This is a genomic window from Isoptericola sp. Y541 (assembly GCF_059445465.1).
The window spans coordinates 42,608-66,094 of record NZ_JCAIUJ010000002.1; the positions used below are offsets into that span (position 1 = coordinate 42,608).

Annotated in this window: 20 protein-coding genes; 4 read left to right on the plus strand and 16 right to left on the minus strand. The window is 70.6% G+C overall.

What is annotated here, in order from left to right; genetic code table 11:
• Positions 1–91: 91 nt before the first annotated feature.
• Entirely contained in the window at positions 92–2,995 is a 2,904-nt protein-coding gene (locus tag AC1C2V_RS04960; RefSeq protein ID WP_495388486.1) for a LamG-like jellyroll fold domain-containing protein, read from the minus strand.
• A 180-nt stretch (positions 2,996–3,175) separates the two neighbouring features.
• Between AC1C2V_RS04960 and purU the strand changes: the two genes are divergently transcribed.
• Positions 3,176–4,021: a formyltetrahydrofolate deformylase gene (purU, locus tag AC1C2V_RS04965; protein WP_495388487.1), complete on the plus strand. Its 846-nt coding sequence runs from the start codon at positions 3,176–3,178 to the stop codon at positions 4,019–4,021.
• A gap of 106 nt (positions 4,022–4,127) precedes the next feature.
• Here the strand turns inward: purU and AC1C2V_RS04970 are convergent, their stop codons facing one another.
• Positions 4,128–5,006 (minus strand): VOC family protein, encoded by an 879-nt coding sequence (locus AC1C2V_RS04970; protein ID WP_495388488.1) that lies wholly within the window; start codon positions 5,004–5,006, stop codon positions 4,128–4,130.
• Between the two features lie 52 nt (positions 5,007–5,058).
• The gene (locus AC1C2V_RS04975) at positions 5,059–5,673 is read right to left on the minus strand and encodes an NADPH-dependent F420 reductase (RefSeq protein WP_495388489.1); all 615 of its coding nucleotides are present in this window, start codon (positions 5,671–5,673) and stop codon (positions 5,059–5,061) included.
• 133 nt (positions 5,674–5,806) lie between these two features.
• Here AC1C2V_RS04975 and AC1C2V_RS04980 point away from each other — a divergent pair, with 133 nt between their 5' ends.
• Positions 5,807–6,307: a MarR family winged helix-turn-helix transcriptional regulator gene (locus tag AC1C2V_RS04980; RefSeq protein ID WP_495388490.1), complete on the plus strand. Its 501-nt coding sequence runs from the start codon at positions 5,807–5,809 to the stop codon at positions 6,305–6,307.
• 79 nt (positions 6,308–6,386) lie between these two features.
• On the opposite strand, the gene AC1C2V_RS04985 is transcribed toward AC1C2V_RS04980, so the two are convergent.
• The 3 genes from AC1C2V_RS04985 to AC1C2V_RS04995 all read right to left on the minus strand — a co-directional run bounded on the left by AC1C2V_RS04985 (position 6,387) and on the right by AC1C2V_RS04995 (position 9,893).
• Positions 6,387–7,364, minus strand: coding sequence for a sugar ABC transporter substrate-binding protein (locus tag AC1C2V_RS04985; protein WP_495388491.1), 978 nt, complete (start codon positions 7,362–7,364; stop codon positions 6,387–6,389).
• 68 nt (positions 7,365–7,432) lie between these two features.
• Positions 7,433–8,431: an ABC transporter permease gene (locus AC1C2V_RS04990; RefSeq protein ID WP_495388492.1), complete on the minus strand. Its 999-nt coding sequence runs from the start codon at positions 8,429–8,431 to the stop codon at positions 7,433–7,435.
• A complete protein-coding gene (locus tag AC1C2V_RS04995; RefSeq protein ID WP_495388493.1) occupies positions 8,412–9,893 on the minus strand; it encodes a sugar ABC transporter ATP-binding protein in 1,482 nt (493 codons plus the stop codon). The genes AC1C2V_RS04990 and AC1C2V_RS04995 overlap by 20 nt, the downstream gene beginning before the upstream one ends.
• Positions 9,894–10,158: 265 nt before the next feature.
• Here AC1C2V_RS04995 and AC1C2V_RS05000 point away from each other — a divergent pair, with 265 nt between their 5' ends.
• Both AC1C2V_RS05000 and AC1C2V_RS05005 read left to right on the plus strand, forming a co-directional pair.
• On the plus strand, positions 10,159–11,286 hold the full coding sequence (locus AC1C2V_RS05000; protein WP_495388494.1) for an FAD-dependent monooxygenase: 1,128 nt from the start codon (positions 10,159–10,161) through the stop codon (positions 11,284–11,286).
• Positions 11,287–11,316: 30 nt separating this feature from the next.
• Positions 11,317–11,805: a MarR family winged helix-turn-helix transcriptional regulator gene (locus AC1C2V_RS05005; protein ID WP_495388495.1), complete on the plus strand. Its 489-nt coding sequence runs from the start codon at positions 11,317–11,319 to the stop codon at positions 11,803–11,805.
• Between the two features lie 94 nt (positions 11,806–11,899).
• Here the strand turns inward: AC1C2V_RS05005 and AC1C2V_RS05010 are convergent, their stop codons facing one another.
• From AC1C2V_RS05010 to AC1C2V_RS05055, 10 genes are all read right to left on the minus strand, one after another.
• On the minus strand, positions 11,900–13,006 hold the full coding sequence (locus AC1C2V_RS05010) for a substrate-binding domain-containing protein (protein WP_495388496.1): 1,107 nt from the start codon (positions 13,004–13,006) through the stop codon (positions 11,900–11,902).
• Positions 13,007–13,112: 106 nt separating this feature from the next.
• Positions 13,113–14,402: a multiple monosaccharide ABC transporter permease gene (mmsB, locus tag AC1C2V_RS05015; protein WP_495388497.1), complete on the minus strand. Its 1,290-nt coding sequence runs from the start codon at positions 14,400–14,402 to the stop codon at positions 13,113–13,115.
• Between the two features lie 32 nt (positions 14,403–14,434).
• Positions 14,435–15,982, minus strand: coding sequence for a multiple monosaccharide ABC transporter ATP-binding protein (mmsA, locus tag AC1C2V_RS05020; RefSeq protein WP_495388498.1), 1,548 nt, complete (start codon positions 15,980–15,982; stop codon positions 14,435–14,437).
• A 156-nt stretch (positions 15,983–16,138) separates the two neighbouring features.
• On the minus strand, positions 16,139–16,873 hold the full coding sequence (locus AC1C2V_RS05025; protein ID WP_495388499.1) for an ATP-binding cassette domain-containing protein: 735 nt from the start codon (positions 16,871–16,873) through the stop codon (positions 16,139–16,141).
• Complete coding sequence (locus AC1C2V_RS05030; RefSeq protein WP_495389118.1) at positions 16,870–18,114, minus strand: ROK family transcriptional regulator; 1,245 nt, start codon at positions 18,112–18,114, stop codon at positions 16,870–16,872. Before AC1C2V_RS05030 ends, AC1C2V_RS05025 begins: the two co-directional genes overlap by 4 nt.
• A gap of 94 nt (positions 18,115–18,208) precedes the next feature.
• Positions 18,209–19,387: a multiple monosaccharide ABC transporter permease gene (gene mmsB / locus AC1C2V_RS05035; protein WP_495388500.1), complete on the minus strand. Its 1,179-nt coding sequence runs from the start codon at positions 19,385–19,387 to the stop codon at positions 18,209–18,211.
• On the minus strand, positions 19,384–20,925 hold the full coding sequence (gene mmsA / locus AC1C2V_RS05040; RefSeq protein ID WP_495389119.1) for a multiple monosaccharide ABC transporter ATP-binding protein: 1,542 nt from the start codon (positions 20,923–20,925) through the stop codon (positions 19,384–19,386). The genes mmsB (AC1C2V_RS05035) and mmsA (AC1C2V_RS05040) overlap by 4 nt, the downstream gene beginning before the upstream one ends.
• 207 nt (positions 20,926–21,132) lie before the next feature.
• A complete protein-coding gene (chvE, locus tag AC1C2V_RS05045) occupies positions 21,133–22,290 on the minus strand; it encodes a multiple monosaccharide ABC transporter substrate-binding protein (RefSeq protein ID WP_495388501.1) in 1,158 nt (385 codons plus the stop codon).
• Positions 22,291–22,641: 351 nt separating this feature from the next.
• The gene (locus tag AC1C2V_RS05050; protein WP_495388502.1) at positions 22,642–23,094 is read right to left on the minus strand and encodes an SRPBCC domain-containing protein; all 453 of its coding nucleotides are present in this window, start codon (positions 23,092–23,094) and stop codon (positions 22,642–22,644) included.
• On the minus strand, positions 23,094–23,459 hold the full coding sequence (locus AC1C2V_RS05055) for an ArsR/SmtB family transcription factor (RefSeq protein WP_495388503.1): 366 nt from the start codon (positions 23,457–23,459) through the stop codon (positions 23,094–23,096). Before AC1C2V_RS05055 ends, AC1C2V_RS05050 begins: the two co-directional genes overlap by 1 nt.
• Positions 23,460–23,487: the final 28 nt, after the last annotated feature.

The window sequence follows — 23,487 nt, forward strand, 5'->3', positions numbered from 1 at the left end:
GTCACCCGTCGTCCCGCGGATGCCATGTGTCGTCCCCTCGTCGTCGAGAACTGCCCTCGCTCGTGCCCATCGGCCGTCGCGCGGGCGCCCATCAGCCGGCCACCGTCGGGTCGTTCAGGTCCTCACCCGGCACGTTCGAATACATCGGGGCGCCCGTGCAGACCCGCCACATCTTGGTGTTGTCCGTGTCGAGCACCTCGCCGTCCCACACCCGCACGTTGTCGATCGCGCCGCGCCAGGCGTCGTTATGAACCCCGTTGTTCATCCCCCGCCCGACCTGCAACGGGCCCGCTGCGAACCAGGGCGTCGTGAAGGAGACCGTCGACGACTGCATCCGCTCGGGCTCAGCGAGCGAAGGCTCCGGGTTGCACACGGTCAAGGTCGCGGTTTTCTTCGGCCCGTCATAGGCACCGACGAGATAGACCCACTTGCCGGCCACGACCTGGAACTCCGAACGGGCCTCCACGAGGGCTCCCCCGTCGGACTGCGGCATCGTGAACGTCCAGCACCCGTCCCCGTCCGTGCTCGGGCACCTCGACGCAGGCATGTACCCGAGCTTGAATCCGGACCGCTGCGTCGCGTCCTGACTCACCGCGACCGAGTGCGAGCCCAGCGCGTCGAGCCGCACGTGGGCGCCGACAACGAAGCTGCCGTCGGTGTGTACCACCGGTCCCAGCGTCGCCGACATGTCGTCGGCCGCGTCGAACAGCAGGGCCGAGTCCCCAGGACGCACGTCCAGGAACGGCCCAGGCGTCCACGTCGTGCTGTTCCCGATCGTCAGGTCCTGCCGGCCGAGGAAGTCCGCGCCCACCAAGCCAGCGCCTTCGTTCAACTCCCACGCGGCGTCCTCGCGCGGTGGGGCGACGTCGATCACGTACGACTTCACGCCGCTGGCGTTCCCGGCCCGGTCGATCGCCTTTACCCGCAGCGTGTGCGGCCCCGCCGAGTGCGGTCGCAGCGTGATCGTGCCCGACCTGCCCGTGCCCGAGACCTCCGTCGTGATCGCCTCGGAGTCGTCCCACGAGTACAGGAGATGCGTCACGTCGGAGGACGTGCTCGCGACAGCGAACTTTCCCACCACACCGATGCCGCCGGTCTCCGTCCCGGTCGTGTAGACAGCCGGCTGCCCTGCGACCGGCTTCACCGTCGGTGTGGTCGGCGGCGTCACGTCGATGTTGAACCGGCATGCGGCCGCCGGGCCGGTGCGGCCAGCGCGATCCTGAGAATTGACCCGAAACTCGTAGGCACCCGTCGCCAAGGCATTCGCAGACGGCACCGTCCGCGTCACCAAGGTCCCGCTCTTGTACGTCGTCGTACTCTGCGGCCCGTTGTAAACCAGGGTCCCGCCCGAGGTGTACACGTTGAAGTTGTGGGTGAGCAGGTCGCCGTCCGGGTCGCTGATCCGCGCCCGCAACTGCGGAGTCGAATCACGCATCCACGCGTTCGCCCCACAGTCGACCGGTGTCCCCCCAGCGGGCGCCACGTCAAGATCCTTCGGAACATTCGGCGCCCGGTTGTACGCGATCGACAGCTTCGCATCATGCCGGTACCGCTTCCACCGCGACATCGACGACTCCGCGTAGTCCTTCAGGCCGATCGACAGGTAGCCGCCGTTCGTCGCCGTGTGCTTGGCCGCGTCGATCACGTTCCACGTCACCCAACCCGGAGGAGACGAGCACCCCGACTTGTGGTGCACGTCGCGGCTCGACTGGTACCGGCCGTCGGTCCACCCCGAGTTCGAGTCCCACGTCGTACCCGAGCCGATGTTTTCCACCCGGTACGCCCGTACCGCGTAGCTCGTGCAGCTGTACGAATGTGTGCCATACGCACGGAACGTCGCGGACGTGATGTCGCCCGCTGCGACCGCCGCCACCGCCCCGAGGTCGTGGAACTCCCACACCAACCGGCTCTTGAAGTCCCGCGCACATGACGAGGAGACCGACACGTCGCACAGACCGAGTCCCTGGTCGCCGGAGAACTTCCAGTCCGAGGACATGCCCGAGCGGATCGCCGTCCACTCCACCGGGTTCCGCCCCACGGACGGATCAATATAGACCGGCCAGCTCGTGTCAGGGTCCGCGATCATCGCCGCGTCCGGTGTCAACGACACCGACTCGCCCGACACCTGCACCGGCATCGCCGCCACCTCGCTGTCCAGCGCAGGAGACTCCTCCGGATCGACCATCGGCTCACCAGTGTCCGGATCCACTAGACCGCCCGGAACCGCCTCGGCCGTTGGGCTCGACATCCCCGACGCCGACGCCCTCCCTGCGTCCGCCATCGTCCCCGAGTCCCACATCAGCGGCATCGGGCTGGAGAACACTTCCTCGCCCGCCGCATCGGCGGCCACGAACCCACCTTCGGACTCCGAGACCGTCAGCCCATCGGAGACGATCACGGGAAACTCGAGCTCGGCCAACGCCGGGTTCGCCGCCGCCTCCGGCGACGCCACCCGCAACACCTCCGAGAAGCCCGAACCGTCCTCGTCCACCGACGCGATCAGGTCCACCCCGGGAAGCACCTGCGGGTACGTCACCCGATCACCGGACACCGAAGGCGTCGTCAGCTCGAACGGCGCATGGAACTCCAGGACATGTCCGTCTGACTCGATCGTCGCCAACGGCATCCCTGCGGTCCCGTCCGAAAACGTGATCGGCAACACCGGAGCCGCCACCGTGATCCCTGCCCGCCCGTCGACCAACGACGTGTCGATCGACTCCCACGCCCCGTTCACGTCCGTGCGCACCGCAGCCGCGGACAGCTCGACACGCGAGCCACCCGCCGGAGTCGCCCACAGGGTCTCCCACGGCGTGCGAGCGGACACGACCTCTACCTCAGCGCCGCAGGCCGTCGCGACCTCGACCGCCGTAGCCGGGTCGTCCGCGGCCGGCACGCACTCGACCGGCGGCTCGTCGGCAACTGCCGAAACCGGGAGTACACCCCACATGACCAACGCCAGAAGAGCACTTGACGCGACAAACCTGGCTGAACGCACCTGAAGGCACCATCCCTGGTATTCGGCTGTGAACGCGCCAGACGTTATCGGGGCCATTGCACTGGGATCCACCGAGCAGCGGGTGAAAAATGGTCACACTCTGGTCACGGCGGGATCTGCGTCGTGCTCCGGCGGCGGACACACCACATACCGCTCGTGGGCATCAGCCACAATGAACCGGTGACCACCGCATGGGTGCTGACTCTCTCCTGCCCCGACCGCCCCGGCATCGTGCACGCCGTCACGGGGACGCTCGCGGAGCACGGCGGCAACATCACCGAGTCGCAGCAGTTCGGGGACCCGGCGTCGGGCCTGTTCTTCATGCGCGTGCAGGTGGAGGCCGCGGCCGGCCGCGACGAGCTCGAGGCGGCGCTGGCCCCGGTGATCGACCGGTTCGCCATGACCTGGCACCTCGACGTCGTCGGCCGGCGGCTGCGGACCCTCGTGCTGGTGAGCAAGGCGCCGCACTGCCTGGTCGACCTGCTGTACCGCGAGCGGTACCAGAGCATGCCGATCGACGTCGTCGGCGTGGTCGGCAACCACCCCGACCTGGCCGACATGGCCGAGTTCTACGGCAAGCCGTTCCACCACGTGCCCGTCGCGAAGGACACGAAGGCGCAGGCCGAGGACCGGCTGCGGGGGCTCGTCGCGGAGCTCGACGTCGAGCTCGTCGTCCTCGCCCGGTACATGCAGATCCTCTCGGACGAGCTGTGCCGCGACCTGCAGGGCCAGGTGATCAACATCCACCACTCGTTCCTGCCGAGCTTCAAGGGCGCCCGCCCGTACGCCCAGGCCCACGACCGCGGCGTGAAGATCATCGGCGCCACGTCGCACTACGTCACGGGCGACCTGGACGAGGGCCCGATCATCGAGCAGGACGTGGAGCGCGTGGACCACTCGCGCGACGTCTCCGACCTCGTCGCGATCGGCGAGGACGTCGAGCGCCGCACCCTGGCGCGCGCCGTGCGGTGGCACGCCGAGCACCGCGTGCTGCTCGACGGCCACCGCACGGTCGTCTTCCGCTGATCACGCCCCCGCCCTGCTGCCGAACAGGCGGTTGACACCGTGATGCGTGGTGAAAGCCCTCCATAACGGTGTCAACCGCCTGTTCGGCAGGTCGGGGTCGGGCGGGTCAGGCCGCCGAGACCTCGACGAGGGTGCGCCAGGGGTCGTCGAACCGGAGGGTCCGGCCGTCGTCGCGCGCGTCGACACCCGCGTGCCGCAGGCGGTCGGCGAGCGCGCCCAGCTCGTCGCGCGTCGGCACCGTGAGCGCCACCTGCCCGAGCCCGAGCGTCGCCGCCCGCGGCCCGGCCCCCGCGCTGTTCCACGTGTTCATCGCCATGTGGTGGTGGTACCCGCCCGCGGCGACGAACAGGGCGCCGTGGAACGTGGCCATGATCTCGAAGCCGAGGGTGTCCACGTAGAACTTCTGCGCGGTCGGGATGTCGCCCACCTGCAGGTGCACGTGCCCGACCTGCGCTCCCTGCCCGGCCGTGCCCGCCATCGCGTCCTCGGTGAGGTGTCGCTGCAGGAACTCCTGCGGGTCGAACCAGTCGGAGCCCATCGCCACGCGGTTCCCGTCGCGCCGCCAGGCGTCCCGCGGCCGGTCCCAGTACAGCTCGATGCCGTTGTCCTCGGGGTCGGTGAAGTAGAACGCCCGCGACACCCAGTGGTCCGCGTTGCCGGCGAACCGCGACAGCGGGTGCGCCGCGGCGTGGGCGACGGCGGCCGCGAGCGCCTCCTCGGTGTCGAAGAGGATCGCCGTGTGGAACAGGCCCGCCTGGTTCCGGGCCGTCGCCGGCAGGCCGGGCGTGTGCCGCAGCGCGACGACCGGCACGCCCCCACGCCCGAGCACCACCCGGTCCGGGGCACCGAGGGCGGGGATCTCCTCGAGCGCGATCGCCTCGCGGTAGTAGGCGCTCATCGCGCCGAGGTCCCCCACGTGCAGGGTGACGGCACCCATCGCGGTCTCGGCCGCGAGGAGGTCGGCGGTGCGGGTAGGCGATGTCATGGTCTCGGCTCCTGGTGCTGGGATGCTTCGGCGCGAACGACGACGAGGTGGCTCAGAGCAGCGCGAACCCGGTGGTCCACTGCGTCTTTTCTCCGGCGGCGAGCGTGAGCTGCAGGAAGCCGAGGGACTCGAGCTCCCGGGCGCGCTTGAGCGAGCCGGCGTCGACGACCCGGACGGCGGCCCCGTCGAGCGCCTGGGCGAAGGCCTCCTTGGCGTCCGCGTCGTCGCCCGCGACCAGGACGGTGGTCGGCACGTCGCCGACGGTGCCGCTGGCAAGGGTGGCGGCGAAGTTGGTGTTGAACGCCTTGAGGACGTTCGCGCCCGGGAGCTTCGCGGCCAGCCCGGCGGCGGCCGAGGAGTCGGCGGGCACGACGAGCGAGTCGAAGGTGGAGAAGTCCAGCGGGTTGGTGAGGTCGACCACGGTGCGCCCGGCGAGCTGGTCGCCGTAGGTCGCGACGACGTCGTCGAGAGCCGGGTACGGGAGCGCGAGCACGACGATCTCGCCCGTGAGCGGATCGCCGAAGGCGGTCGGGGTGACGGCGGCGTCGACGGCCGCGGCCTTGGCCTTGTCGCGGGAGACGACCTGGACGTCGTTGCCGCCGGCGAGCGCGAGCCCGGCGATCGCGGTGCCCATGTTCCCGCTGCCGAGGATGGAGATCGTGGCCATGGTGTCCTCCTGGCGTTCACGCGTCGACCCATTTGGTTGACGCTACAACCAACATAGGCCGCTATAGTTGTAGCGTCAACCTTTGCCCCCGAGGCTTTTGCCCCGAGATCTCTGCCCCGAGAACGAGGACCACATGACACCGGAGGAGCCCCGCTGGCTCGACGCCGAGCAGATGCGCAGCTGGCTGCGGCTGCAGGCGGTGATCGAGCTGCTGCCCGCGGCCCTCGACCAGCAGCTGCGCCGCGACGCCGACCTGACCCACTACGAGTACATGGTGCTCTCGATGCTGTCGGAGGCCCCGGACCGGTCGCTGCGCATGAGCGAGCTGGCGCACCTCACCAGCGCCACGCTCCCCCGGCTCTCGCACGTGGCCCGACGCCTCGAGGCGCGCGGCTACCTCGAGCGGTGCACGGCCCCCGACGACAAACGGGCGACCGTCTCCCACCTCACCGAGGACGGCTGGCAGAAGGTCGCGGCGAGCGCGCCCGGCCACGCCCGAACGGTGCTGGAGAACGTCTACGACGACCTCGACGACCACGAGGTCGCCGCGCTCTCCAGCGCGCTCGGCAAGATCCTCGCCCACATCGACCCGCGCGACCGGTTCGGCCTCGAGGACGAGAACGTCGCCGGCTGAGCCTGTCGATACGGATCTCGACAAGCTCGACCGGCGAAGCCTCGACAAGCTCGACCTGCGGGTCTCGTCGTGCCGGGCGTCAGGACCCGCAGAACGACGGAGCCTCGTCGACGTTCATCGCCGTGATCAGTGAGACCGGCTTCTGCGAGACCTTCACCCCGTCGGGGTCGTCGAGCAGCGCGACGGCGTGCTCCAGCGAGCGGCTGCCGAGGTCCGCGGCGGAGTCCGCCACCGTGGCCGCGAAGTCACCGGCCTCGACGGCGATGAGGCCCGGCTCGGTGCCGTTCGTCGTGACGATCTGGGCGGTGCTCCCCGCCGCGTCGAGCGCGGTGCGCACCCCGAACGCCATGTCCTCGTTGAGCACGAACACATAGTCCACGTCGGGGTTCGCCTGGACGATGTTCTCCGTGACCTCCTGCGCCTTGCCGCGGTTGAACATGCCGGGCTGCTCCGCGACGACGGAGACTGTCTCGGGCAGCGCCTCGGTGAAGCCCTGGACCACGTAGTCCGACGACGCGCCGGGCGCACCCGCCACGACCGCGGCGGTGACATCGCCGCCGCCGGCATTTTCGGCGTCGGCGACGATCCAGCCCGCCGCGAGCTCTCCCACCTCGGCGAGGTCGACGACGCTGGCGCCGAGCACATCGTCGAGGTTGTCCGGCATGATCGCCGAGAGGTACACCGGCACGCCCGCGTCCCGGGCGGCCGTGATACCGCCGGCCATGGTGTCCACGCTGACCGTGTTGAGCACGATCGCGTCGACCCCGCGCGCGATCATGTCCTCGACGTTCGAGATCTCCTTGGCGGGATCCGTGTCGGAGTTGGCCACCAGGAGCTCGACCCCGGCCTCCACGGCGCCCGCCTGGACGCCGTTCTCCAGGCAGGTGCCCCATTCGTTGTTCGCGCCGTTGACGAAGCCGATCGTGTAGCCGTCGTCGCTGCCCGTCGCGCCGCCGGCGGTGCTGCACGCCGCCAGGGCGAGCGCGCACGCCGCCGCCAGGCCGGCGGTCGAGACTGCCTTCGAGATGGCATCGGGCCGCATGTTCGTTCCGGTCATCTGTCTCACCTTTCGTCGCACGACGTCGTCGTCGTGTTCGTGGTCGTTCGGAGGATTCGGCGTGGGGGTCAGTGCCGGCGGCGCAGCGCGCTCGAGACGGCCGCGACCAGCAGCACGAGGCCGACGGCCATCATCTGGAAGTAGCTCGAGACGCCGAGGAGGTTCAGCGCGTTGGACAGCACGCCCAGGAGGAGGACGCCGAGGACGGTGCCGGTCATGGTGCCGCGCCCGCCGGCCAGGGACGTGCCGCCGATGACCACCGCCGCGACGGCCTGCAGCTCGAGCGTGAGGCCGGCGCCACCCGGGCTCGCCGCCCCCAGCCGGGCCAGCAGCATGACGCCCGCCAGCCCGGCGAGCGCCCCGGTGAGCGCGTACAGCGACACCTTCTGGGCGGCGACGGGGATGCCGGCGAGCCGCGCGACGTCCTCGTTGCCGCCGATCGCGAAGGCGTTCCGCCCGTAGGCAACGTGCCGCAGCACGAACCCGAGCCCCAGGCAGACGGCGACGGCCGTGAGCAGCACCAGCGGCACGCCGAGCACGCTGCCGCTGCCGAAGCCGCGTAGCGCGTCGCCGGCCGAGATGCTCATGCCGTCGACGACGTAGAGCGCCAGGCCGTCGAGCAGGGTGGCGGTGGCGAGCGTCACCACGAAGGGCGCCGCCCGGGTGAAGGTCGTGACGAGCCCGTTGACCAGCCCGACGAGGACCGCGCAGCCCACGCCGACGCCGACGGCCACCCCGACGGCCGTGCCGCCGGACACGAGGGTCGCCACGAGCGCCATCGTCACGGCAGCGTTGCTACCCATCGAGAAGTCGATCCCGCCGGAGATCATGAGCACGGTGAGGCCGGCCGCCAGCACGGCGACGACGCTGACCTGGCGGAGCACGTTGAGCAGGTTGTTGGGTTCCAGGAAGGCGTCGGAACCGAGGCTCGCGACCACGACCAGGGCCACGAGCACCCCGAGCAGGCCGGCGTGCGAGCGCACCCCGCGACCGAGGGACACGAGTGCGGTGGGGGCAACGGGCGCGGCGGCGTGCGCGCGCTCGGGGCTAGACGTCGGTGCGGACATGGTGGGCGTCTCCTACGGTCAGGGCGATCAGATCGTCACGGGTGGCGGTCGCGTCGCGCTCGGCCACCACGCGGCCGGCGCTGACCACGACGACGCGGTCGGCGAGGCGCAGCACCTCGGCCACGTCGCTGGAGGCGAGCAGGACGCCGGTCCCGCGATCCACCAGGCGGTCGACGACGCGGTGGATCTCGGCCTTCGCGGCGACGTCGACGCCGTTGGTTGGCTCCTCGAGGAAGACGATCTCGGGCTCGCTCTCGAGCCACTTGGCGAGGAGCACCTTCTGCTGGTTGCCGCCGGACAGGCTCCCGACGGGCGGGTCCGCGGTCAGGGTGACGACGCCGAACCGGCGGCGCAGGTCCGCCGCCCGGCGGCGGAGCGCCCTCCACCGCACGAGCCTGCGCCCGGCCGCGCGGTTCTGGGCGAGCAGCACGTTCTCGTCGACGCCGAGGGCACCGACCAGGCCGAGCGCGTGCCGGTCGCCCGTGACGCAGCGCAGCCCGCTGGCCAGCGAGGCGCGAACGGAGCCCCAGCGGACCGCCCCGCCCCTCGCGCGCAGCGTCCCGCCGTCGGGCACCAGCGTCCCGGCGAGCGCGCCGAAGAGCGCGGACTGGCCGTCGCCCGCGGGGCCGAGGACGGCGACGACCTCGCCGGCGCGCACCTCGAGGGTGAGGTCGCGCAACCGGTTGCCCACCCGCAGCCCGTCGAGGGCCAGAAGCGCTGCCCCCGGCGCGCGCCCGCGCACCGGCCGTTCCGTGTCCACGTGCTCCCCCGCCATCGCGTACACGAGGCGGGCGACGTCGAGGTCGGCGACGTCGCTCGTGAGCTGGTGGCGCCCGTCGCGCAGGACGGTGACGCGATCGGCCAGCTCGGTGATCTCCTCGAGGTGGTGGGAGATGTAGACGATCGCGAGCCCCTGGTCGCGCAGGCGGCGGACCAGCGCCCGCACCTGGGCGGCGGCCTCGCCGCCCAGGGTCGCGGTCGGCTCGTCCAGGACGAGCACCCGCCCCCCGCGCCGCACCTCGCGGGCGATCTCGACCATCGTCTGCTCGGCCGTGGAGAGGTCGCCGGCCGGCCGGTCCGGGTCGATCGCCAGACCCAGGACGGCGAGCGCGGCGAGCGCGTCACGCCGCACCCGGCGGTGGTCCACGACGCCGAGGCGCCGCGGCAGGTCGCCGAGCACGAGGTTCTCCGCGACGCTGAGGCTCCCGACGAGGTCGCGGCGCTGCGGAACCGTGGCGACGCCGAGCTCGCGCGCCCGGCGCGGGGTGAGGCCGTGGTGAGCCGCCCCGTCGATCTCGATCGTGCCGGCGTCGGGCACGAGGGCCCCGCTCATCACCCCGACGAGGGTGGACTTGCCGGCCCCGTTCATCCCCACCAGCGCGTGGACCTGGCCCTTCACCAGGTCGATGCTCACGTCCTCGAGGGCGCGCGCCCCGCCGAAGGACTTGCTGATCCCGGTCATCGACAGGACCGGTACTGGAGTGCGGGCGGCATCGGCCGCCGGACTCGCACAGACGTCGTCATCGACTTTCACGCGTGCTCCTGCTTCATCGCAGAACGGGTGGCCGGTGTGGGCACCCGGTCGTGGTTCACATCACTTATGGTGCAATATATATCTCGACATACGTTGCTGGCCACCATCCGACGACGGACGGTGCCGCGGCGCAGGTCGGACCCACTCGGGCATCGGAGCCCGGGCGCATCCCACGACGGAGTTGGAGACAGACATGGGCAGGATCTTGATCGTCGGCGGAGGCATCGGCGGCCTCGCCACCGCCATCGCGGCGCGGCAGGTCGGGCACGACGTGGACGTCGTCGAGCGCCACCCCGACGTGCACTCGTCCGTGTACGGCGTCGGCATCATCCAGCCGGCGAACGCCCTGCGGGCGCTGGACGTGATCGGCTGCGCCGCCGAGTGCATGGCCGTGGGCTACCCCGCCGAGGGGTGGGGCCGGATGCTCGACGTCGACGGCAACCCCGTGCGCGAGATGCCGGGGATCCCGATCGACGGCATGCCGCCGATGAACGGGCTCACGCGGCCGCAGCTGCACGAGATCCTCACCCGACGGACCAAGGACGTCGGCGCCGAGATCCGGTACGCGACGACGTTCACCGAGCTGCGCCCGGACGCCGACGGCGTCGACGTCGACCTCACCGACGGGACCTCCGGCCGGTACGACGTCGTGGTCGGCGCGGACGGCGTCAGCTCGTCGGTCCGCAGGTACGTGCTGGACGGCGAGCTCAAGCCTCGCTATATCGGCCAGTCGGCCTACCGCGTGAACATCCCCCGTCTGCCCGAGATCGACCGCATCGTGCTCCAGGAGGGGCCCGACGGGATGGCGGGCTTCGTCCCGATCGGCCCCGACCTGGCCTACCTGTTCTTCAACGCGAACATGGACCGACCCGACCCGGCGGCATCACCCGAGTCCGTCCTCGCCGACCTCAAGGCGCACCTCGCGCCCTTCGGCGGGCTCGCGGCCCGCGTGCGGGACGAGTTCCTCACCGACCCGGGCGCCGTCGTGCTCCGGCCCGAGGAGACGCTCATCGCCGACGCCCCATGGCACCGTGGGCGCATCGTGCTCCTCGGCGACGCCGTGCACGCGATCACCCCGCACCTCGGCCAGGGCGCCGCCCAGGCCATCGAGGACGGCATCGTCCTCGCCGAGGAGCTGGCGAACCACGACGACGACGTCGAGGCAGCCTTCACCGCGTTCACGGCCCGGCGCTACGACCGGTGCAAGCTCGTCGTCGAGACCTCGCTCGCCATCGGCGAGTGGGAGGCCGGCCGCCTGCCCGAGTTCGACAACGTGGCCGCGACCAACCACGTCATCGCCACCATGGCGCAGCCCCTCTGACGCCGCCGGCCGCTCGATAGCATTCACCGTGTGAGCGACGCGGGAGCATCCGAGCGAACCACCGACCGGGGCATGCTCGTGCAGACCTTGCGCGAGCTCGCCTGGACCGTGCATCGAACGGCCCCCGCGCGGGCCGGCGTCGGCCCGATCCCCACCACCGAGCTCGCCCTGCTCAAGCAGGTGCTCGAGACCCCCGGGGCCACGGTGGGCGAGCTCTCCCGCGCGCTCGGCCTCCGCCAGCCCAACACCAGCGCGGCGCTGCGCGTGCTCGTCCACCACGGCTTCGTCGTGCGCGAGACGCATCCCGACGACCGGCGGGTGGCGCGCATCGTCCCGACCGAGGCGGCGCGGGCCGAACACGAGGCCATCGCCGCGGCGTGGGCCGGGGTGCTCGGCGAGGCCGTGGACACGCTCGCCGCGCACCATCGGCGCGCGCTGGACGACGCCGCCGAGGCGCTGGCCGCCCTCCTCGACTCGCTCCGGCAGCCTCCGGGCAAGGAATGGTCGGGCGAGGTATAGCCCCACAACAACGAACGGCGGTGGGTCGTGGCCCCTGTCCGGGACCACGCCCCACCGCCGTCGTGCGTGTCGGCGCGGACGCCGGCTCAGTCGATCACTTGAAGAGGTCCTCCAGCGTCGGGTCGCCGGCGTAGACCTCCTCGGCGTTCTCCTTGGTCACGATGACCGGCTCCAGGAGATTGGCCGGGACGACCTTGACGCCGTTGTCGTACGACTCGGTGTCGGTGACCTCGGGGTCCTCCCCCGCCTTGTAGGAGTCGACGGCGCCGATCGTCGCGCCGACCAGCTCACGCGTGTCCTTGTAGATCGTGGAGTACTGCTCGCCCGCCATGATCGACTTCACGGACTCGACCTCGGAGTCCTGGCCGGTGATGACCGGGACGTCCTTGCCAGCCTGCTTGGCCGACGTCAGCGCCGCGCGCGCCAGCGTGTCGTTCGGCGACAGGACACCGTGGAGGTCGTCGTCCTTGTAGTTGCCGGACAGGATCGTGTCCATGCGGTTCTGGGCGTTCTCCGCCTCCCAGCCCTGGGTGGAGGCCTGCTGCTGGGTGGTCTGGCCCGACTTGACGACGAGGGTGCCGTCGTCGATCTTCGGCTGGAGCACGCTCATCGCGCCCTCGAAGAACGGCTTCGAGTTCGCGTCGTCGGGCGAGCCCGCGATGAGCTCGATGTTGTACGGGCCGTCGCCCTTGCGCGCGGCGAGGCCCTCGAGCAGCGCCTGACCCTGGAGCTCGCCGACGTGGAAGTTGTCGAACGCCACGTAGAGGTCGACAGCGTCCGTGTTCTGCAGCAGGCGGTCGTACGCGATGACCGGGATACCCGCGCTCTTGGCGGCCTCGAGCTGGCTGCCGAGCTGGGAGCCGTCGATCGCGCCCACGACGAGCACGTTGACGCCCTGCTGGATCATGGCCTGGATCTGGTTCTGCTGCTCCGAGACGCCGCCGTTGGCGAACTGCACGATCGGCTCGTAGCCCGCCTCCGTCAGCCCGTCGTTGAACAGGTTCTCGGCGAGCACCCAGTTCTCCGACGTCTTCTGTGGCAGGGCGACGCCGATCTTGGCGCCGTCCTCGAAGCCGGACGCCGCGGACTCGCCCCCCTCGGCGGGCGTCTCGCCGCCGCGGTCGGAGGAGCCGCAGCCGGACAGCGCCAGAGCGCTCACCGCCGCCAGGGCCACGAGCCCCGTAGCGAACTTGGTCTTCATGGGGTCCAACTTTCTCTGTACGCCATCCCTCGTCGGGTGCCGTGTGGTGTGGACGATCTGGACTAGCGACGCCGGCGGGCGCCGGCGAGATGTGCGGGTGCCGGCGTCAGGGGCGGCTACCGGCGCCGCCGGAGACCGGCACCTCCGGCGCGGTCTCGTCGGTGCCGGGGGTCGCGCCGGTCTCCTTCTTCCGCCCGAGCCACGGGAACACCAACCCGATGATCGACGGGCGCCCGGTGACCTTGCTGTGCACGTCGAAGGCCACGGCGACCAGGAGGACCAGGCCCTTGATGATCTGCGTGGTGTCGGAGCCGACGCCCATGAGCTGCAGACCGTTGTTGAGCACCGCCATGACGAGGCCACCGATGACGGACCCGACCACGGTGCCGACGCCGCCGGAGACCGCGGCGCCGCCGATGAACACGGCCGCGATGGCGTCGAGCTCCCACATGTTGCCGTCGGAGGGCCCCGAAGCCGTCGCCCGACCGACGAAGACCATCCCGGCGAGCGCGGCGAGGATCGACATGTTCATCATCACGAAGAAGTTCACGCGACGGATGTTGATCCCGGAGAGCGCCGCGGCGGCCCGGTTGCCGCCGACGGCGTAGACGTGGCGCCCGCCGATGGTGCGCGACGCGATGAAGTTGTAGAGGATGACGAGCGCGGCGAGCACGACACCGGGGATCGGGAACGAGGTGCCGTACCGGCCGCTGCCGAACAGGAAGGTCACGTAGGCGATCACGGCGGCGACGACGACGATCCGCACGGCCGCGACCCAGACCGGCGGCTGCTCGAGCCCGAGCCGCGAGGCGCGCGCCCGGCGCCGCAGCTCGGACCAGACCACCGCGGCGATCGCCAGGACGCCCAGCACGAGGGTGGAGTTGTTGAGGCCGGTGTTCGGACCCCACTCGCCCATGTAGCCCGCGCCGAGCTGCTGGAGCTCTTCCGGCACCGGCACCGTCGACGAGTGGCCGATGCGCTGGTTGAGCCCGCGGAACAGCATCATGCCGGCGAGCGTCGTGATGAATCCCGGGATGCCCACGTACGCGACCCAGAACCCTTGCCACGCGCCGATCGCGGCCCCGACGGCCAGGCCGAGCAGGATGCCCGCCCACCAGGGGATCCCCCAGTCGCGCAGCGCGATGGCGACGATGATGCCCGTGACCGCGGCCACCGACCCGACCGACAGGTCGATGTGCCCGGCGATGATCACCAGGACCATCCCGATCGCGAGGATGAGGATGTAGGAGTTCCCGATGATGATGTTCTGCGCGTTGGACGGCGTGAGCACGAGCCCGCCGGTCCGCCACTGGAAGAACGCGATGAGCGCGAGAAGCGCGATCACCATGCCGTACTGGCGGAGCCCCCCGCCGAACAGCTGCTTGAGTGACGACATCGTCGTGAGTTCCTTCTGGTGGATGGGTCTGGTCAGCGCGCGGCGGCCGTCGGCGCGCCGGTCATGAGGCGCATGAGCTCCTCCTGCGTGGCGTCCTCGCGGGACAGCTCGCCGGTCACCCGCCCCTCGAAGACGGTGTAGATCCGGTCGCAGAGGCCGAGGAGCTCGGGGAGCTCGGAGGAGATGACGACGACGCCCTTGCCCTGGTCGGCGAGGCGCTGCACGAGGCCGTAGATCTCGTACTTGGCGCCGACGTCGATGCCGCGCGTGGGCTCGTCGAGGATGAGGAGCTCAGGCTCGGTGAACATCCACTTGGCGAGCAGCACCTTCTGCTGGTTGCCGCCTGAGAGCGTCGACACGCCGTCGCGCACGCTGGGCGCCTTGACCCCCAACGACTTGCGGTACTCCTCGGCGGCGAGGAAGGCGCGGTCGTGGTCGATGACCGGGCCCTTCGACACCCTCGGCAGGTCCGCCGAGACGATCGTCTGCTGGATCGTGTCGAGCAGGTTGAGGCCCAGCGTCTTGCGGTCCTCGGAGACGTAGGCGATCCGGTGCCGGATGGCGGACAGCACGTCGGGCACCGAGATCGCCTTGCCGTGCATGCGGATCGTCCCGGAGATGTAACGGCCGTAGGTGCGGCCGAAGAGGGACCGGGCGAGCTCGGTGCGGCCGGCGCCCATGATCCCGGCGAAGCCCACGATCTCGCCCCGGCGCACGTGGAAGCTGGACTGCTTGCACACCAGCCGGCCCGGGATCTCCGGGTGCTCCACGGTCCAGCCGTCGACCTCGAAGAAGTTCTCGCCGATCTTCGGGGTGTGGTCGGGGAACCGCGACGCGAGGGAGCGGCCGACCATGCCCCGGATGATCCGATCCTCGTTGATGCCGCCGGAGCGGACGTCGAGAGTCTCGACCGTCTGGCCGTCGCGGATGATCGTGATCGAGTCGGCGATCTCCTCGATCTCGTTGAGCTTGTGGGAGATCATGATGCTGGTCAGCCCCTTGGCGCGCAGCCCGCGCAGGAGGTCCAGCAGGTGCTCGGAGTCGTCCTCGTTGAGCGCCGCGGTCGGCTCGTCGAGGATGAGCAGCTTGACGTCCTTCGCCAGTGCGCGGGCGATCTCGACCAGCTGCTGCTGCCCGACGCCGAGGTTCTTGACCAGCGTGTCGGGCGAGGCCCGCAGGCCCACGCGGGCGAGCAGCTCCGTGGACCGCTGGCGCGCGGTATCCCAGTCGATGCCGATCCTGCCCCGCACCTCGTTACCGAGGAAGATGTTCTCCGTGATGGAGAGCTCGGGGATGAGCGCGAGCTCCTGGTGGATGATGACGATCCCGGCGTGTTCGCTCGACCGGATGTCCTTGAACTCGACGACCTCGCCCTGGTAGACGATCTCGCCGGTGTAGCTGCCGTGCGGGTAGACGCCCGAGAGCACCTTCATCAGCGTGGACTTCCCCGCGCCGTTCTCACCGCAGATCGCGTGGATCTCGCCCGCGCCGACCTCGAGCGAGACGTCGTCCAGGGCCCGGACGCCCGGAAACTCCTTGGTGATGGACCGCATCTCGAGCACGGCATGACGATCGGGCATGAACTCTCCTTCGAGCGACGAGCCGTCAGCAGTGACAGCCCGGTAAGCAACGCACCGGCGACGGTAGACCGGCCTGTTTCTTGTCGTCAACTTCCGAACGCAACTCGTGTCACGGTCGTGACCTTCCACCCCGCCCCGCGTCGGGACCAGCATCGCTCACGACGCGCCCGTGATGGCCGCGAGAATCTCCTCGTGCGCCGCGGATGCGGGGAAGCTGCCGTTGTTGCGGCCGTGGCGCAGCACCTCGATGCGGTCGGAGACCGCCCGGACGTCGTTGAGGTTGTGGCTGATGAGCACCACCCCCAGCCCCAGCTCGCGCAGCCGCTGGATGTGCGTCAGCACCTCGGCCGTCTGCGCCACCGAGAGCGCCGCCGTGGGCTCGTCGAGGACGACGATGCGCGGCTGGCCGATGAGCGTGCGAGCAATGGCGACGGCCTGCCGCTGCCCGGCCGAGAGGTGGCGCAGCGGCGTGCGCACCGACGGGATCCGCACCGTGAGGTGCTCCAGCAGCTCGCGGGTCTGGGTCTCCATGCGGCCGTCGTGCAGCAGGCCGCCGCGCCCCCGCAGCTCCTGCCCCAGGAAGACGTTCGCCGTGACGTCCAGGTTCTCGCACACCGCGAGATCCTGGAACACGCTCGCCACGCCCAGCCGGTTCGCCGCGGTCGGCGACGAGATCGTCACCGGCTCGCCGTCGATCTCCACCTGCCCCGAGCTCGGGGTGAGCACGCCCGCGACGATCTGGGCGAGGGTCGACTTCCCCGCCCCGTTGTCCCCGACCAGGGCGACCACCTCGTGCGGGTGCACCTCGAGGTGCACGTCCACGAGGGCCTCGACGGCGCCGAAGTACCTGCTGACCTGCCGCAGCGCGAGCAACGGCGTCCGTCCCCTCACCGGTTCACCCTCCGTGTCGTCTGCCCCAGCGCGGCCTGTGCGGGCTGGGCCTGCGCCACGGTCACCGGACGCCCGAGCAGGCCGTCGTCGGGCTGGTCGAGCAGGTCCGTGTGCTGCAGAGCGAGCGCGAGCGCCCCCTCGAGCTCGGCGCGCGCCCCGAGCGCCGCGGGCACCACCTCGAGCGGGGTCACCTGGTGCAGCAGCGTGCGCCGTCGCAGCGCGTCCCGCAACGGGCCGAGGAACACCTCGCCGGTGGTCGCGAGCACGCCGCCGACCACCACCAGCTCCGGGTTGAGCGTCGTCGCGAGCCCCGCGACGACGCCGCCGATCACCGCGCCGGCGTCCGCCACGATCTCTCGGCACCCCGGGTCGTCGTCGCTGGCCAGCCGGACCACGTCGTTCAGTGTGAGGTGGCCGTAGCTGCTGCGCAGCGGCTCGAGCAGGGCCCTGTCCCCCACCACCGTGTCGAGGCAGCCGCGGCTGCCGCACGAGCAGATGATGCCTGCCGGGTCCACCTGGACGTGCCCGATCTCGCCGGCCGTGCCCGCGACGCCGCGGTGCACCCGGCCGGCCAGGACGATCCCCGCGCCGACGCCGTGGCCGGCGCGCACGTACAGCGCGTCGTGCACCTCCCGCGCCGCGCCCACGGTGCTCTCGGCCAGCGCACCGAGGTTCGCGTCGTTGTCCACGAACACGGGCCTCGCCAGGCGCTTCGACAGCACCTGCGCCACCGGCACGCCGTCCCAGCCGCGCAGGATGCCCCGCACGGTGACCTGGCCGCTGGACGCGTCGACGGGCGCCGGCAGCCCCAGCCCGATGCCGAGCACCTCCGGGAGCTCGGCGCCGACCCGTTCCAGCAGGTCGACGACGAGCAGCGCGGCGCGGTCGAGGCTGGTGTCTGCCCGGTGCTCCGCGGGCAGGGGCAGCACCTGCTCCGCGAGGATCTCGTGCGACACGTCCGCCACGGCGACGGTCAGGTGCCGGGTTCCGACCAGCACACCCGCGACGAGCCCCACCCGGTGCGACAGCGTGACGAGCTGCGCGCGCCGGCCCGAGCGGACGGTGTTGCGGACCTCGACGAGCTCCGCGGCGACGAGCTCCTTGACGATCGTCGACACGGTGGCGGGCGACAGCCCGGTGGCGCCCGAGAGCTCCACCTGCGTAAGCCCGCCGTGCCGTTTCACGGCGTCGACGACGCGGGCCCGGTTGGCCTCGCGCAGCGAGGACTGCGAACCCACCATCGGCAGCCGTCCTCTCACGCCGGGGAGTCTATGGTGCGACGGCGCGCGGGCCGGCGTACGTCCGCCGTCCCGCGCGCCGTGGTGGCCGTCGTCCTCAGCGCAGCGCCGCGGCGCGGCGACGGTTGAAGATGTCGAACGCGACGGCGAGCAGCAGCACGAGGCCCTTGACGATGGGCTGCACCGAGGTCGGCACGCCCATGAGCTGCATGCCGTTCGACATGACCGCCATGATCAGGCCGCCGATGAGGGCGCCGCCCACGCGGCCGACACCGCCCGAGGTGGACGCGCCACCGATGAAGCAGGCGGCGATGGCGTCGAGCTCGAACATGTTGCCCGCGCTGGGCTGCGCGCTGTTCACGCGCGAGGAGTACACGATGCCCGCGACCGCGGCGAGGAGGCCCATGTTCACGAAGACCCAGAAGTTGATCTTCCTGACCTTGACGCCCGACAGCTGCGCGGCGTGCAGGTTGCCGCCCACGGCGTAGACGTGCCGGCCGAACACCGACTTCTGCGTGACCAGGGTGTAGGCGATCGTCAGCACGGCCAGGATGATGAGCACGATCGGCAGGCCGCGGCTCGAGGCGAGCTGGTAGGCGAACCACATCACCACCACGGCGAGCACCACGATCTTGGTCACGAACAGCGGCAACGACTCCACCGACTGCTGGTAGGCGATGCGGCCCTGCCGGCCGCGCCACTGCGCCACTGCGAAGCCGACGACCCCGATCGCGAAGATGACGAGCGTGAACGTGTCCACGCCGTAGCCGCCCAGCATCCCGTTCATGAAGCCGTTGGCGATGTCGTAGTAGGTGCCGCCGAACGGTGAGAGCGAGATGTTGTCGAGCACCACGTAGGTGAGGCCGCGGAAGAGCAGCATGCCGGCGAGCGTGACGATGAAGCCGGGGATGCCGACGTAGGCCACCCAGAACCCCTGCCAGGCGCCGACCAGCAGGCCGACCACCAGCGCGGCGAGCACGCCCATCCACCAGGGCAGGCCGTTCTTGATGACGACGACGGCCGAGACCGCCCCCGTCAGGGCGACCACCGACCCGACGGACAGGTCGATCTGGCCGGAGACGATGACCATGAGCATCCCGATCGCCAGGATCAGGATGTACGTGTACTGCAGGACGATGTTCGTGAGGTTCGTCGGCGACAGGAACATCGGGTTGAGCAGCGCGAAGATCGCGACGATCACGACGAACGCGACCAGGATCCCGCTCTGCCGCATGTTCCGGGTGATGACGTCCCGGATCGAGGCGATGGCGTTCATGAGGAGAGTTCCTTCGTGGGCAGGGGCTGGTCGCGCTCGAGGGTCATGAGCTCCATGAGCCGCTCCTGCGTCGCGTCGGCGACGGGGAGCTCACCCGTGATGCGGCCGAAGGCCAGCGTGTAGATGCGGTCGCAGGTGCCGAGCAGCTCGGGCAGCTCGGACGAGATCACGACGACCGCCTTCCCGGCGGCGACCATCTTGTTGATGATCGTGTAGATCTCGTACTTGGCCCCGACATCGATGCCGCGCGTGGGCTCGTCGAGGATGAGGACGTCCGGGTCGGTGTACAGCCACTTGGACAGCACGACCTTCTGCTGGTTGCCGCCCGACAGCTTGCCGACGTTGGCCAGGACGTCCGGGGTCTTGACGTTGAGGCTGCCGCGGTACTCCTCCGCGACCCGGATCTCCTCGTTGCCGTTCACCCAGCCGCGGGGCGCGAGCTTGCCGAGCGCCGCCGAGGTGATGTTGTGCCGGATGTCGTCGATGAGGTTGAGGCCGTAGACCTTGCGGTCCTCGGTGGCGTAGGCGATGTGGTGCTCGATCGCCTCGGCCACGTTGCGCGCCTGGATCTCCTTGCCGTCCTTGAACAGGTGGCCGGTGATGTTCTTGCCGTAGGAGCGGCCGAAGATGCTCATCGCCAGCTCGGTGCGCCCGGCGCCCATGAGCCCGGCGATGCCGATCACCTCGCCTGCGCGCACGTGGAACGACGCCGCGTCGATGACCTTGCGGCCCGGCTGCGTGGGGTGGAAGACGCTCCAGTCCTCCACCCGCAGCACCTCGTCGCCCACCACGCTGCTGCGCTCGGGGAAGCGGTGCTCGAGGTCGCGACCGACCATGCCGCGGATGATCTGATCCTGCGTGGAGCCCGGCTCGGACATGTCGAGAGTCTCGATGGAGCGCCCGTCACGGATGATCGTGGTGCGGTCGGCGATCTCGGCGATCTCGTTGAGCTTGTGGGAGATGATGATCGACGTGATGCCCTGCTCCTTGAGCTGGCGCAGCAGCTCGAGCAGGTGCTCGGAGTCGGTGTCGTTCAGCGCCGCCGTGGGCTCGTCGAGGATGAGCAGCCGCACCTCCTTCGAGAGTGCCTTGGCGATCTCGATGAGCTGCTGCTTGCCGACGCCGAGCGTGCCCACCGCCGTGAGGGGGTTCTCGTCGAGACCGACCCGGGCGAGCAGCGTCGCGGCCTGCTTGTTGGCCGCGTTCCAGTCGATGAGCCCGCCGCGACCGCGCCGCTCGTTGCCGAGGAAGATGTTCTCGGCGACGGAGAGGTAGGGCACCAGGGCGAGCTCCTGGTGGATGATGACGATGCCGCGCTGCTCGGAGTCGTTGATCGCGCCGAACTCGGCAGTTTCGCCGTCGAAGACGATCTCGCCGTCGTAGCTGCCGTGCGGGTAGACGCCCGAGAGCACCTTCATCAGCGTCGACTTGCCGGCGCCGTTCTCCCCGCAGATGGCGTGGATCTCGCCGCGGGTGACGTCGAGGTCGACACCGTCCAGCGCCTTGACGCCGGGGAACTCCTTGACGATGGAGCGCATCTCGAGGATGGTGCCGGTCACGACGGCCTCCCCGGTGTGCGCGCGATGACGTGGGGTGCGTGCATGCGCCCTCGTCCCTCCTTCTGGGTGCGGGCCGCTCTTTCCGGACGACCCGGTGGACGGCCCGGTGGACGACCGGGACGGGCCCGCCCGTTCCCGGCCGCCGTCGCGGCGACCGGTGGGCGGGCCCGTCCGTGTGGGTGCAGGTCAGTCGGTCTGACCCTTCTTGACCTCGTCCTCGGTGTAGTAGTCGGTGTCGATGAGCACCGGCGTGATGTCTTCCTTGAACACGGGCTGGATGTCCAGCAGGTACGCCGGGACGACCTTCTCGCCGTTGTCGTAGGTCTCGGTGTCGTTCGCCTCGGGCTCGCCACCCTCGGCGAAGGCCTGGGCGGCCGTCACGGCCTGGTCGGCGAGGTTGCGCGTGTCCTTGAAGATGGTCGAGGACTGAACGCCGTCGTTGATGAGCTTGACCGACGCGATCTCCGCGTCCTGGCCCGTGACGACGGGCAGGCCCTCGTCGAGGGTCGGGCCCATGCCCGCTCCCTGGAGCGCGGTGATGATGCCGCGCGACAGCGGGTCGGCCGGCGCGAGGACGCCGTCGAGCTTGGTGCCACCGTTGTAGGTGGAGGTCAGCAGGTTGTCCATGCGCTCCTGCGCCGTCTTCTGCTCCCACCGCTGCGTGGCGACCGTGTCGAAGTCCTTCTGCTTGGACGGGACCGTCAGCGTGCCGTCCTCGAGGTACGGCTTGAGGGTTTCCATCGCGCCGTCGTAGAAGAACCGCGAGTTGTTGTCGTCGGCGGAGCCGGCGAACAGCTCGACGTTGAAGGGGCCCTTCTCGTCCGTCTTCTCACCGTTCTCGTCGACGAGCCCGAGGCCGCGCAGCAGGGCGTTCGCCTGCGCCACGCCCACCTCGTGGTTGTCGAACGTGACGTAGAAGTCGACGTTCGGGCTGTTGTTGATCAGCCGGTCGTAGGCGATGACCGGGATGTTGGCCGCGGCGGCCGCGTCGAGCTGGCTCGACAGCGCCGTGCCGTCGATCGACGCGATGATGAGGACGTCGACGCCCTCGGTGATCATCGAGTCGATCTGCTGCGTCTGGGTGGGGATGTCGTCGTTGGCGAACTGGAGGTCCACGTCGTAGCCGAGGTCCTCAAGACCCCGCTTGACGTTGTTGCCGTCCTGGATCCAGCGCTCGTAGGTCTGCGTCGGCATCGCGACGCCGACCTTCACGTCCTCGTCGCCGTTCCCGGCCGCACCGGTCTCGTCGCCGCCACCACCGGCACCGGAGCCGCCGCAGGCGGCCAGGGCCAGCGTCAGCACGGCTCCGCCGGCCACGGCGCTCATCGTCTTGGCGAGTCGCATCCTCGCGCTCCTTCTCGTCCTCGAGGGTCCTCCGGCGCCGACCATCGCCGCCGGTGTGCGGCCGATCCGGAGTCCCCGGACGACCGAACAGGTCCGCGGTACAGGTTGCTGCCTTCGAGTCCCGAAGTCAAAGAATCGGCGCCACCGACCCATAACGATCGGGTCACGAGGGCGTCGGTGCCCAGAGTTTCTCAGACGTTCCGCGGGCGATGGGCCGATCATCGGCGCACGTCAGAACGGCGGTCAGCCCGGCCGCGCCGGGCTGACGGCCGGCGCCTTCTCTTCGGACCCCGAACTCTTGGCCGCCGAACCCATGGACGCGAAGGGTCCCCGGCCTCGACGCGGGCAGCGTCAGCCCGCGGCGCGGGTATAGGCCTCCAGGACCAGGTCCCAGCCCGTCTCGTAGGAGGTCCGCCCCCGGTCGCCGTCGCGCCGACGGTCCCAGCCGGAGTGCCGGAGCTCGACCTCCGTGCCGGCTGTGCCACCCGCACCCGCACGGAACGACACCTCGACGAGGGTCGCCTCCGCCTCGGTGGTGCCGGGATGCCAGGTGAACGCGACCTGGCGCGGCGGGTCCCACACCGTGACCGTGCCCCAGACGGCGGCGCTGCCGTCGGCGAGGGTCTCGACGAGCCGGCCGCCGACGCCGTGCTCGAGGACGACGTCACCGGCGGCGTCCTGCCCGACGGAGTGCGTGGCGAGCGGCCACCACCCGGCGATGCCGTCGGTGAACACCCGGAACGCGACCGCGGGCTCGGGTGGCAGGGTCATCACCTTGCGCAGCGCTTCCTCGCGTGTGGACATCACGACCTCCCCTCGTGGGCGCCCTCGGTACGACCCGTTCCCGAGGCAGCGGCGCCGGTGCCGCTCGGGCGGTCGGCGTGCGCGGCGAACGCGCCGAGCACGTCGGTCCAGAATTCGTCGAGCCAGCCGCGCAGCGCGTCGAACCCGGCCGCGTCGAGGCGGTACAGGTTGCGCGTGCCGACGGTCTCGAACGAGACGAGCCCGGCCGTGTGCAGCACCTTGAGGTGCTGCGACACGGCCGGGCGGCTCACGGGAAGGTCCGCGGCCACCTGCGACACGGACGCGGGGCCGCGGGCCAGGCGCTTGACGACGGCACGCCGCGTCGGGTCGCCGAGCGCGTCGAGCGCGTCATGGTAAGTGGCCACGAACGGTAAGTTACCCCTACCGCTTGCA